The organism is Parahoeflea alexandrii (genome assembly GCF_024105735.1).
Taxonomy (GTDB): domain Bacteria; phylum Pseudomonadota; class Alphaproteobacteria; order Rhizobiales; family Rhizobiaceae; genus Hoeflea; species Hoeflea alexandrii.
This window is the reverse complement of the sequence record NZ_JAAAML010000001.1, coordinates 1,887,485-1,899,977: the sequence shown is the minus strand read 5'-3', so window position 1 is coordinate 1,899,977 and position 12,493 is coordinate 1,887,485. Positions and strand designations below refer to the sequence as shown.

Here is a 12,493-nt window from a genome sequence, read left to right as displayed (position 1 = left end):
TTCTTGGCCAAAAGCGGCACCTAAATCGATTGGAAATATTGCAACGCACCCCAGGAATAAGCTAGAAACTATCCATGAACTGGAGCATCGGGCCTGTTGTGTTCGGTCTTCCCAGCGGTTGCAGGCACGTCTTTGTCTTACAGCCGCCCTTTTCCAGATCGCATTATCGCTATACAATAAACAAGATCCATCGAGCACGCACCAAAATGACACTGCCTCAAATCAAGACAGACATGAATCAGGAGGAAATGAATCTCCTGCTTGTTCAGGCGCGCAAGGCCAGTGACCTGTTGAAGTCACTCAGCCATGAAACGCGGCTTATGATCCTGTGCATTCTCTCCGAGGGCGAAAAGTCCGTCTCCGAGCTCGAGGAAATCCTGGCCATGCCCCAGGCTGCAGTCTCGCAGCAATTGGCGCGCCTGCGCCTCGATGGTCTCGTCGATACAAGGCGCGAAGGCCGGATGATCTACTACTCGATCCTCAATCACGAGGTCTCATCGGTCATCGGCACGCTCTATTCGCTGTTTTGCGCCCCTGTGCGCAACGAGGCAGACCAGCCCACCGACTGATCGCGCGATACCCGATCGAGCAGGCGCCACGATTACCGTTTCCTGCGCCTATATGTGAAAAAGCCCGGTCAGTTCACCACTGTCCGGGCTTTTGCTTGAAAACGTGATGTGCACGTATCCGTCAGGCGACCGCCCGCGCCAGTGCGCATTGCGACCACAATTCGCTCAGCGCGCCGGCCAGATGCTTGATGTCGGCATCGCTGTGCATCGGTGTCGGCGTGATCCGCAGGCGCTCGGTCTTGACCGGCACCGTCGGGTAGTTGATCGGCTGCACGTAGATGCCGTGGCTTTCCATCAGCACGTCCGAAATCCACTTGCACTTCGAGGCGTTGCCAACCATCACCGGCACGATGTGGCTCGGATTTTCCATGTGTGGAATACCATGCGAGTCGAGCGCCCGGCGCACCTTTGCCACCGTGTCCTGATGGCGGCGGCGTTCCAACTGACTTGCCTTGAGATGACGGATTGATGCCGCAGCGCCCGCGGCGAGTGCCGGCGGCAACGCCGTGGTGAAAATGAAACCGGAAGCAAAGCTGCGAACGAAATCACAGAGCGCGCGCGATCCGGTGATATATCCACCCATCACGCCGAATGCCTTGCCAAGCGTACCCTCGATCACGGTAAGGCGGTCCATCAGGCCTTCGCGCTCGGCAATGCCGCCGCCGCGCGGTCCATACATGCCCACGGCGTGAACCTCGTCGAGATAGGTCATGGCACCGAACTCGTCTGCCACGTCACACAGCGCCGCTATCGGCGCGACGTCACCATCCATCGAGTAGACGCTTTCGAAGGCGACCATTTTCGGTGCGGCCGGATCATCCAGTGCCATCAGACGGCGCAGATCTTCGGGATCATTGTGCTTGAAGACCCGCTTCTCGCAGCGCGAATGGCGAATGCCCTCGATCATGGAGGCGTGGTTGAGCGCGTCGGAATAGACGATCAGGCCCGGAATCTTGCCCGCCAGGGTTCCCAGTGCCGCCCAGTTGGAGACGTAGCCGGATGTGAAAATCAGCGCGTCTTCCTTGCCATGAAGATCCGCAAGTTCCTCTTCGAGAAGCACATGGTAGTGATTCGTACCGGAGATGTTGCGCGTTCCGCCAGCGCCCGCTCCGCAGCGGTCGATGGCTTCCTTCATTGCGTTGGTGACCAGCGGATTCTGTCCCATGCCCAGATAGTCGTTGGAGCACCAGACTGTCACGTCCTGCGTGGAGCCGTCTGCGCGATAACGCGTCGCGCGCGGAAAGCCGCCAGCGTGACGCTCGATATCGGCAAAAACCCGGTAGTTGCCGGCCTTGTGCAGGCCACCGAGCTTGTCCTCGAAGAACGCTTCAAAATCCATGGTATTCTTCCTATGTGTCACTTCCAAGATGCGAGACAATGCCAGTTTCGTCAACCCGGAAATCGAATTTTCGACGGCAGTCATATGGTCGCACAGGCGAGACCGACCGAGCTTTGTCCTATGTCAAATCGCCAGAAGAAGTTTTCCGCCGTTCGCATCCCTTCGTTTACGGGCCGAAAACCACGTCTTCCGATATAGGTCGGCCTCTTCTCAAAGGTAGGTCGAGCGTTCCAGAGGCGTGATTTCATTGTCGAATGCGACGAGCTCCTCGCGCTTGATCTCGGCAAAGATCTTGCGCAGTTCCGGACCAAACAGACGCCGGATGAAATCGGACCGTTCAAAGTCCTCGATCGCGTCGTCCATGTCGTCGGAAAGTTGCGGCAGCGGCACGTTGTAGGCATTGCCCTCCACCGGCGGCGGCGGCAGCTTGGCGGTCTCCAGCCCCTCGAGCATCCCGCCCAACACACCGGCCAGAACGAAATAGGGATTGGCATCGGCGCCCGACATCCGGTGTTCGAGACGCCGCGCCTTGTCATCGGACGCCGGTACACGGACCACCACCGAGCGGTTGTTGCGCCCCCAGGCAATCCGCGTCGGTGCATAGGAGCCCGGCTGCAGCCGCCGATAGCCGTTGAAGCCCGGGATGTAGAGCAGCAAGGTGTCCTTAAGCGTTGCCAGCAGGCCCGCGGCTGCATGCTGAAGTCGCAAGTCTCCAGCCTCGCCGGCAAAAACGTTGTTTCCGTCCCCATCAAGGATACTGGCGTGGACATGCATGCCGTTGCCGGGCCACTCGAGGAAGGGTTTGGCCATGAACGTGGCGCGCAGCCCGTGCTTGTGAGCCGATTCGGTGATCAGCCGCCGCAGCAGCACGGTATCGTCGGCAGCAGCCATCGCATCGGCGCGGTGCTTGAGATTGACCTCGAACTGTCCCGGTGCCGCTTCCTTGATGATGGTGTCGATCGGCAGCCCCTGGGCGACGGCTGCAGCGCGGATCTCGGCAAACAGTTCGCTCTGGCCGCGCAGCTCGGACAGCGAATACATCTGCTGCTGGTCCGGCCCCGGCCCCTTGTCCTTGCCCATCCGGCCCGATCGCTGGAACACGGCAGGATCCACCAAGTAGAACTCGAGCTCGAACGCGGTCACAGGCTTCAGGCCCTTGGTAGCATAGCGGTCGACGATGCGTTGCAGCACATTGCGCGGATCATAAGCGCAGGGCTCGCCGGATTCGGTGTACATCGACATCAGCACCTGCGCCGAGGGGCGCGGCGCCCATGGCGCCCGGTTGATGCGTCCGGGAATGGCCCGGCAGTAGCCGTCGATGTCGCCGGTCTCGATGTGGATCCCGGTGGCCTCAACCTCCCGGCCCCAGATGTCCAGGCCGAAGATCGACAACGGCATGTTGATGCCCGGATAACCGGCCTTGGCGAGCGCTTCGGTCGGCCCCCATTTGCCGCGCATCACACCATTGATATCGGGAATCAGAAAATCGACCGATTCAATATCGGGATTGTCGGCCAGGAACCGTTCGGCTTCTTCGTTTGTGGGAAGGTCTGCGTTTTGCATTTCCGTGCTGGCGCTCTCGCGCATAGTATCACCTTGCCCCTTCAGGGCCCCTTCAGGACTTTCAGTTGCCGCGCCACGACCCGGTACTAGGTTAGACTGCAGTGCCGCTTTGACCCCATGCATATACATTATCGCGTGAGTGACAACATTTGAGTGCGGCGGGCGCCAGGAGAAAGCCGCGGCGCTTGTCCGCGCCGAAAATTTGTGCACACACTCGGTTAAAGGTCAAACCGATTTCATCGCGGCCTCTCTGAAAACAATCAGGAACAGATATAATGCGCGTCAACGTGTCTTCTCACGATCTCAAGGTTTCCGACCACAAGCACCACCTTCATCCATTTACCGAGCATGGCGCCTTGGGAATCGATGAGCGGCGGGTCATCTCCCGTGCCGACGGTGTCTGGCTTTGGGATACGGACGGAAACCGCATCATGGACGGCATGGCCGGACTGTGGTGCGTCAACGTCGGCCACGGCCGGCAGGAAATCGTCGAAGCCGTCCGCGCGCAGATGAGCGAGCTGTCCTATTACAATACGTTCTTCAAGACCACGCATCCGCCAGTGATCGAACTGTCGCAAATGCTCAGCGATCTGGCGCCGGAACACATCAACATGGTCTTTTATGCCGGTTCCGGTTCCGAGGCCAACGACACCATCCTCCGCCTGGTGCGCAGCTATTGGGCGCTGAAGGGACAGCCGGGCAAGAACGTGGTGATCAGCCGCAAGAACGCCTATCACGGCTCGACCATGGCCGGTGCTTCGCTCGGCGGCATGGGCGCCATGCACAGCCAGGGCGGCCTGCCGATCCCCGACATTCACCACATCGACCAACCTTACTGGTTCGGCGAAGGCATGATGACCGGCATGAGCGAGGACGAATTCGGCCTCTGGGCCGCACGAGAACTCGAGCGCGCCATCGAGGAAATCGGCGAGGAAAATGTCGCCGCCTTCATCGCCGAGCCGATCCAGGGCGCCGGCGGCGTGATCGTGCCGCCAGCCACCTATTGGCCCGAGGTCAAGCGGATCCTCGAAGCCCGCGATATCCTGTTCGTTTCCGACGAGGTCATCTGCGGCTTCGGCCGTACCGGCGAGTGGTTCGGTTCCGGCTACTACGACATGAAACCGGACCTGATGGCGATCGCCAAGGGGCTCACCTCCGGCTACCTGCCGATGGGCGGCGTTCTGGTCTCCGACGAGATCGCCGAAGTCCTGCACAACGAGGGAGTCGAGTTCTTCCATGGCTACACCTATTCGGGTCATCCGGCCTGCTGCGCCGCGGCAATAGCCAATCTCACTATCATCAAGCGCGAAGGGCTGGTCGAACGGGTCCGCGACCAGATCGGACCCTATTTCCAGGAGCGCTGGAAAGCGTTGGAGGACCACCCCATGGTCGGCCAGGCCCGCATGGTCGGCATGTTCGGTGCGCTGGAACTCGTACCCGATGAAAACGACCTGAAGAAGCGCTTCGACAATGTCGGCAAGGTCGGCACAATCACCCGCGATCATTCCTTTGCCAATGGTCTGGTGATGCGCGCGGTGCGTGACTCGCTGATCATCTCACCACCGCTGAGCATCACCGAGGAGGAAATAGACGTCCTGATTGCTTCAGCCAGGAAGACACTGGATGCCGCCTGGAATGATGTGCGCAAGCAGGGGCTCGCCTGAGCCGCCGCCAGGCCGCTTAACCTTTACGCTTAAGCTTAACGCCGGGTTGTCAGACCCGGCGTTTCCGTTTGCGCTAGAATAACCTCATCCCAACAGGAGAGATCACCATGCGTGGCAGTCAAACATCCGGGCGGTCCGGTGTAAGCGACGCCAACCGGAACGGTTTGCTCGACCTGCTTCGCTTTGCGGCGGCGATGACGGTTGCTGTCTACCATTTCCTCTACCGCGGAGCTCAGGAAGGCGGTTATCTGGAGTTTTCTTTTGCTGCCGCTGGCGTCTCGGTTTCACTGGGCTATCTCGGCGTTAATCTCTTCTTCATGATTTCGGGTTTCGTCATCATCTGGTCGGCCACCGGCCGCGACTGGTATGGATTTTCGGTGGGGCGGCTGGCCCGGCTCTATCCGGCCCACGTGGTGGCCATGACCATCACCTTCCTGGCGATGCTTTGGTGGGCACAACCGCCCTACAGCACCGACGTGTTTGAGTGGCTGGCAAACCTCACCATGCTCGCGCCGATGTTCGGATCCGACTTCATGGATGGTGCCTACTGGTCCATCGTCATCGAGATCATCTTCTATGGCTGGGTGGCAATCGGCCTGTTCACCCGGGTGCTACCGCGCCACACCGATATTGCTGTGGCAGTCTGGATGCTGCTGGTGATGGTCAACAACACGATGCTGGGGTCACGTCCGATCGAACTGTTGTTTCTCACCGAATATGGAAGCTATTTCGCGCTCGGAGTCATGACCTGGCGGATCACGTCGCAGGGCGCCAGCGCGCTGCGTCTGCTGATTGCCGGAGTGGCACTGATCATGACCTTCCACGCAGCCGAAGTGCAACGGCTCGATGTCGTCTTCCGACTCGGCGAAGCCTCAAGTGCCGCCGTGGTGGCCCTGGCAAATGCGGGCATAGTTGCAGCATTCTTGTTGGCCGCCATCCTTGGCCGCCATGTCAGGGCTGGGACCTGGATCCTGGTGCTTGGCGGCATCAGCTATCCGTTCTACCTGGTCCACCAGAATGCCGGTTACATCCTGATGAACACCGTGGAGCCGACATTTGGTAAATGGGGTGCCTTTGCGCTGGCGCTGGTCCTGTCGCTTGCCGTCAGCTGGTGGATTTTCGCCCGCATCGAACCTGCGGGCCGGGCAATCATTCGCGCGCTGTTCGCGCCCGTTGGCCGGTTCTTGCCCCGGACCACGACACCATACCCCACCACGACGCCATACCCCGCGCCAGCCGAATAGGGCGATCAGACGCGGGGAATAACAAGAAGGGGCGGCCAATGTAGCCGCCCCCACCAATTGTCATAAGTCCGCAGAAGCGAGATTACTGCGGCAGCTGGTCGTCGATGCCCTTGACGTAGAAGTTCAGGCCGGCGAGTTCGCCGTCTTCGGCAACAACACCATCAGCCAGCCATTCCGAACCGTCCTGCTTCATGATCGGGCCGGTGAACGGGTGGAATTCGCCCGAGGTGATTTTCGCCTGGGTTTCTTCCGCCATCGCCTTAACATCGTCAGGCATGTTGGTGTAGGGCGCCATCACGACGTGGCCCTCGGCCATGCCGGCCCAGGTCCGCGACTGTTCCCAGGTGCCGTCGAGAACCGCGCTGATGCGTTCGACATAATACGGGCCCCAGTCATCGATGATGGAGGTAAGCTGTGTTTCCGGACCGAAGGCGATCATGTCTGATGCCTGGCCGAAGGCATGTGCACCGCGCTCGGCGGCAACCTGCATCGGTGCTGTGGAATCGGTGTGCTGGGTCAGGATATCGACACCCTGGTCGAGCAGCGCCTTGGCCGCATCGGCTTCCTTGCCCGGATCGAACCAGGTGTTGACCCAAACGACCTTGAGCTTGAAGTCCGGATTGATCGACTGCGCGCCCAGCATGAACGAGTTGATGCCCTGGACAACTTCCGGGATCGGGAACGAGGCGATGTAGCCGGCCATTCCGGCTTCCGACACCTTGGCGGCGATCTGACCGATCACATAGCGTCCCTGGAAGAACTTCGAGTCATAAGTCGCAACGTTGGGATGGTCGGTCTTGTAACCTGTTGCGTGCTCGAACTTCACATCCGGAAAATCCTTGGCAACCTTGTTGGTCGGATCCATGTAGCCGAACGAAGTTGTGAATATGATGTTACAGCCGGAACGGGCGAAACGCTCGATGGCGCGCTCGGAATCCGCGCCTTCCGGCACGCTTTCCAGATAGGCGGTTTCAAGCTTGTCGCCGAGTTTTTCTTCCGCATACAGACGGCCCTGATCGTGCTGATAGGACCAGCCGAAGTCACCCACCGGGCCGACATAGATGAAACAGGCCTTGACCTTGTCCATGCCCGCGGCGCTTGCTGGAGCTGAGATGCCGGCGAGCGCAGTGGCCGCGGCAAGGAGAAGAAGTGTTTTTTTCATTGGGTTCACCCTGTCTGGTTGGTTGTTGACATCATGCCGGGGGTATTTTGCCTACCTTTCCGGCACAAAGGATTTGCCGAGCGAAGCCGGCGTGTTGATGAGCGTCATCCTGCGATTCAGCGATATGATCACCAGTACCGCAATCGTGGCGAGGTAGGGAAGAGCCGAGAGAAATTGTGAAGGAATTCCCAGACCCAGCGCCTGTGCGTGCAATTGCCCGATCGAGACCGCTCCGAACAGATAGGCACCGGCGAGCACCCGGGTTGGCCGCCAGGAGGCGAACACCACCAGCGCCAGCGCGATCCAACCGCGCCCGGCAGTCATGTTCTCCACCCATTGCGGCGTGTAGACGATGGACAGGTGAGCCCCCGCAAGTCCCGCGCAGGCGCCACCGAACATGACCGCCAGATAGCGCGTACGCACGACCTTGACCCCCAGCGCATGTGCCGAGGTATGGCTGTCACCGATGGCTCTGAGCCTTAGCCCCGCACGGCTCCTGAACAGGAACCAGTTCACGCCGATCACCGCGATGATCGAGGTGTAGAAGATCGGGTCCTGGGAAAACAGCAAGCGTCCGAAGAACGGTATGTCGGAGAGAAGCGGGATCTCGATTGCCGCCAGCTTCAGGCCGGGAAGTCCGATGAAGGCTTCCCCGATCATGCCCGACAGACCGAGCCCGAGGATGGTCAGCGCCAGGCCGGTCGCCACCTGGTTTGCCACCAGTGTCAGTGTCAGGAACCCGAACAGCAGCGAGAACAGCATGCCCGCGACCAGTCCGCCAAGGGCGCCGAGCCCGGCCGACCCCGTCAGTTGCGCGATGGCGAAGGCCGCGACCGCGCCCATGATCATCATGCCCTCGACGCCCAGATTGAGAACGCCGGAACGCTCGACGACCAGTTCGCCAATGGCCGCCAGCAGCAGCGGCGTGGCGGCGGTCATGATCGTCAGGATGATTGCCTGGGTCATATCCATCAGGTGGCACTCCCCTTCTGTGCTGAGCCGAACACCAGCCGGATGCGGTAATGGATCAGCGTGTCGCATCCCAGCACGAAGAACAAAAGCAAGCCCTGGAACAGCCGCGTGACCTTGTCGGTGATGCCGATCGAGATCTGCGCCGCCTCGCCGCCAAGATAGGTCAGCGCCAGAATAAGCCCTGCCGCAACGATCCCCAGAGGATTGAGCCGCCCGAGGAAGGCCACGATAATGGCCGTGAAACCGTAGCCCGGCGAAATCACCGGGCGGAGCTGGCCGATGGCGCCCGACACTTCCGATATGCCGGCGAGGCCTGCTAGAGCACCGGAGATCAGAAAGGCGAAATAGACCATCTTCTTGTCGGAGAAGCCGGCAAACCGCCCTGCCCGCGCCGACTGGCCGAGCACGCTGATCTCGAACCCCTTGAGCGTCCGGCGCATGATGAACCAGAGCACCAGCGCCGCAATCAGCGCGAAACCGAAGCCCCAATGGGTCTTTCCGGTCTCGATGATCCTCGGCAAGATCGCGTTATCGGCAAAATTGCGGGTTTCGGGAAAATTGAAGCCTTCCGGATTGCGCCACGGGCCGCGGACCGTCCAGTCGAGCAGCAGTTGCGCGACATAGACCAGCATCAGGCTGGTCAGGATTTCGTTGGTGTTGAGCCGTGCTTTCAGGAAGGCCGGAATCGCCGCATAGGCGGCTCCCCCGATCATTGCGCAGATAAGCATCAGCGGCAGCATCAGCGGTGACTCCCAACCATGGAACACCACCGGCAAAACCGATCCTGCCATCGCCCCGATGATGAACTGGCCCTCCGCACCGATGTTCCAGTTGTTGGAACGGTAACAGACCGACAGGCCGACAGCGATCAGGATCAGCGGCGCCGCCTTGATAGCCAGTTCATGCAGTGACCAGACCTCGGTCAGCGGCTCGATGAAGAAGCTGTAGAGCGCAGAGACCGGATCCTTTCCAAGCGAGACGAAGAGGATCACGCCCGCAATCAGGGTCAGCCCCAGTGCAATGAACGGCGACAGCACCGAAAACAGCGCCGACATGTTTTCACGTTTTTTCAGCTCAATGCGCATGGACGGCCTCCGCATGGGCCTGGCCGGTTCCATCGTGGAAACCGCCCATCAACAGGCCGATCCGCTCTCGCGTCATGGTCGACGCGGGCTCGGGAGAGGAAAGCCGGCCCTCATTGATGACCGCGATGCGGCTTGCAATTTCAAACACTTCATCAAGGTCCTGGCTGATGACGACCACGGCGGAACCGCTCTTGGCGAGGTCGATCAGAGCCTGGCGAATGCGGCTCGCGGCACCTGCGTCAACGCCCCAGGTCGGTTGGTTGACCACCAGCACTACCGGCTGCCGGTCAAGTTCGCGTCCGACAATGAATTTCTGCAGATTGCCGCCTGACAGAGACCCTGCTGCCGGATCCTCGCCGGATTTGCGCACATCCATCGCCTCGCAGATGCGTTTGGCGGCCTTTGCCACGGCACCGGTGTTGATCAGCCCCAGTGGTCCGCCGGAGAGAAATGTCGCGCTGTCGGATGTATGGCGTGACAGCACCAGATTGGCGGTCAGCGGCATTTCGGTGACGGCCGCGTGGCCATGCCGTTCCTCCGGCACGAAGCCGCATCCGAGCAGCCGCCGCTCGGTGATCCCCATCCGGCCCGCCGACTTGCCACGGATCCGGATTGCGTCGGCGTCGCCAACCTTCTCTTCGCCCGAGAGAACGTCGAACAGTTCGCTCTGGCCATTGCCTGCGACACCGGCGATCGCGACGATTTCGCCGGCCTTTACCGATAGATCGATATCCCTGAGCGCCACCGCAAACGGCGAGCGTGACGGGGCACTCAGATTGCGGACCTCGATCAGCGTCTCGCCCGGTTCACCCAGGCCGGCGCCGGAGATTTCGGCCACCTCGCCGCCCACCATCATCCGGGCAAGCGACGACGGCGTTTCCTGTCTCGGATCGCATGCCCCGGTGACCTTGCCATGACGCAGGACGGTGGCCCGGTCGCAGATCCGCTGAACCTCCTCAAGACGGTGGGAAATGTAGAGAACCGAACGCCCCTCCGCTTTCAGCTTGGCAAGCGTTTCAAACAGCTTGTCGGCCTCCTGCGGCGTCAGCACCGAAGTCGGCTCATCAAGGATGATCAGCTCCGGGTTTTGCAACAATGAACGGACGATCTCGATCCTCTGGCGTTCCCCGACCGACAGGTCGGCGACATGCGCGGACGGATCCAGCGGCAGGCCATATTCAAGTGAAAGCCGCCTTGCCTCTTCGGAGATCCGGTCAATCGGAACGTTACCGTCGAGCGCAAGCGCGATGTTCTCAGCGACAGTCAGCGCCTCGAACAACGAGAAATGCTGGAAAACCATGCCGATGCCCGTCGCGCGTGCCTCTCCCGGGCTGCCGATTGTCACAGGGTCGCCTTTCCAGAGAATGCCGCCGGCACTGGGATCAAGCACGCCGAACAACATTTTTACCAGCGTTGATTTGCCCGCGCCGTTTTCCCCCAGCAATGCATGGATTTCGCCCGGAGCAATAGAGAGATCGATTTCGTCACAAGCCCGGAGGCTTCCAAAAATCTTGGTCAGCCCTCTGGTTTCCAGAAGCGGCGCTTCGGTTTGCTCGTTGATCACGTCACCCCCTGACTTCATCACCTGCGGAATCGCTCAGTTTTGAGGCATTATCTCCGCAAGCACAAGAAACAAGCTTCACCATGTGGTCGGGAAATTCAAGTGAGCGAATTCCGACCAGGCCATCGTCGCAGATCCCACCAAACGCAATATTTTTGCGTCGCACAAGTGGGGCTCGTTTGAAAACTACAAGCAATTTCAACGCTCGCGTTTCAAGACCCTTCGAAAAAAGCAGCAGCCGCCGCCTTTTCTCAAGATTATCCTGAGAGTGTTTCAGCGCGTATTGCTGGAGTTCACCGCCGCTGTCATGGCAGCAGAACCGTCGTACCGGTGGTCTTGCGCCCCTCCAGATCGCTGTGCGCTTGGGCGGCTTCAGCCAACGGGTAGCGTTGATTGATGTCGATCTTGACGACGCCGCGCGAAACCACGTCGAACAGCGCGTTGGCCGATGCTTCCAGTTCCGGGCGCGTCGCGATGTAGGTGAACAGCGTCGGTCGGGTGGCGTAGAGCGACCCCTTCTGCGAAAGAATACCGATATTGAACGGCTCGATCGGACCCGACGACTGGCCGAAGCTGGCCCACAGGCCGCGCGGCCTCAGGCAGTCGAGCGAACCGGGAAATGTGTCCTTGCCGACGGAATCATAAACCACGTCGGCACCCTTGCCGCCGGTGATCTCCCTGACCCTCTCGACGAAATCCTCGGTTCGGTAGTTGATGACGTGATCGTAGCCGTTGGCCGAAGCCAGTTCCGCCTTCTCGCTGGACCCGACGGTTCCGATTACGGTCGCGCCAAGCGCCTTTGCCCATTGGCCGACTATCAGGCCGACGCCCCCGGCTGCCGCATGATACAGGATCGTGTCGCCCGGCTTGACGTCATAGGTACGCCGAAGCAGGTACTCGGCTGTCATTCCCTTGAGCATCATGCTGGCGGCCACATCAAGCGCGATGTCGTTGGGAACCTTGACGATTTTCGTCGCCTCGATCACGCGCTCCTGCGCGTAGGCACCGATCGGTCCTGCATAGGCAATCCGGTCGCCCTCCTTGAAAAGGCTGACACCTTCGCCAACGGCTGTAACGACGCCGGCGCCTTCATTTCCCGGAACCAGCGGCAAGCCCTGCGGTGCGGGATAAAGCCCGGTGCGAAAATAGACATCGATGAAGTTGAGGCCGACCGCTTCCTGACGGATCCGCACCTCTCCCGGACCAGGATTCCCGACCTCGTGATCACGCCATTCCAGAACTTCCGGTCCGCCATGCTTGGAAACAACGATTGCCTTCATGTGGGTATCCTCTCTTACGGTCTCGGCTTGCGCCGATTGTTATCTCTCATGCGG

The 12,493-nt window shown here is 60.3% G+C and carries 10 protein-coding genes; 3 read left to right on the top strand and 7 right to left on the bottom strand.

Annotation, left to right across the window (positions count from 1 at the left end; all coding sequences use genetic code 11):
* Window positions 1-206: 206 nt before the first annotated feature.
* Window positions 207-569, top strand: a complete 363-nt coding sequence (locus GTW23_RS08855; protein WP_252915428.1) for an ArsR/SmtB family transcription factor — start codon at window positions 207-209, stop codon at window positions 567-569.
* 121 nt (window positions 570-690) lie between these two features.
* On the opposite strand, the gene hemA is transcribed toward GTW23_RS08855, so the two are convergent.
* Both hemA and GTW23_RS08845 read right to left on the bottom strand, forming a co-directional pair.
* Entirely contained in the window at window positions 691-1,908 is a 1,218-nt protein-coding gene (hemA, locus tag GTW23_RS08850) for a 5-aminolevulinate synthase (RefSeq protein ID WP_152008777.1), read from the bottom strand.
* A gap of 210 nt (window positions 1,909-2,118) precedes the next feature.
* Window positions 2,119-3,495 carry a glutamine synthetase family protein gene (locus GTW23_RS08845; protein ID WP_252915427.1) on the bottom strand — a complete coding sequence of 459 codons (1,377 nt, stop codon included), beginning with the start codon at window positions 3,493-3,495 and terminating at the stop codon, window positions 2,119-2,121.
* A gap of 251 nt (window positions 3,496-3,746) precedes the next feature.
* Between GTW23_RS08845 and GTW23_RS08840 the strand changes: the two genes are divergently transcribed.
* The gene (locus tag GTW23_RS08840) at window positions 3,747-5,135 is read left to right on the top strand and encodes an aspartate aminotransferase family protein (protein WP_252915426.1); all 1,389 of its coding nucleotides are present in this window, start codon (window positions 3,747-3,749) and stop codon (window positions 5,133-5,135) included.
* Window positions 5,136-5,242: 107 nt separating this feature from the next.
* Window positions 5,243-6,379, top strand: coding sequence for an acyltransferase family protein (locus tag GTW23_RS08835; protein WP_252915425.1), 1,137 nt, complete (start codon window positions 5,243-5,245; stop codon window positions 6,377-6,379).
* Window positions 6,380-6,461: 82 nt separating this feature from the next.
* Here the strand turns inward: GTW23_RS08835 and GTW23_RS08830 are convergent, their stop codons facing one another.
* The 5 genes from GTW23_RS08830 to GTW23_RS08810 form a co-directional block, all read right to left on the bottom strand.
* Window positions 6,462-7,541 carry a BMP family ABC transporter substrate-binding protein gene (locus GTW23_RS08830; RefSeq protein ID WP_152008773.1) on the bottom strand — a complete coding sequence of 360 codons (1,080 nt, stop codon included), beginning with the start codon at window positions 7,539-7,541 and terminating at the stop codon, window positions 6,462-6,464.
* 51 nt (window positions 7,542-7,592) lie between these two features.
* Window positions 7,593-8,513, bottom strand: coding sequence for an ABC transporter permease (locus GTW23_RS08825; RefSeq protein ID WP_193217255.1), 921 nt, complete (start codon window positions 8,511-8,513; stop codon window positions 7,593-7,595).
* Window positions 8,513-9,598: an ABC transporter permease gene (locus GTW23_RS08820; RefSeq protein ID WP_252915424.1), complete on the bottom strand. Its 1,086-nt coding sequence runs from the start codon at window positions 9,596-9,598 to the stop codon at window positions 8,513-8,515. Before GTW23_RS08820 ends, GTW23_RS08825 begins: the two co-directional genes overlap by 1 nt.
* Window positions 9,588-11,159, bottom strand: coding sequence for an ABC transporter ATP-binding protein (locus tag GTW23_RS08815; RefSeq protein WP_375591130.1), 1,572 nt, complete (start codon window positions 11,157-11,159; stop codon window positions 9,588-9,590). Before GTW23_RS08815 ends, GTW23_RS08820 begins: the two co-directional genes overlap by 11 nt.
* 305 nt (window positions 11,160-11,464) lie before the next feature.
* Window positions 11,465-12,439, bottom strand: coding sequence for a quinone oxidoreductase family protein (locus GTW23_RS08810; protein WP_152008771.1), 975 nt, complete (start codon window positions 12,437-12,439; stop codon window positions 11,465-11,467).
* Window positions 12,440-12,493: the final 54 nt, after the last annotated feature.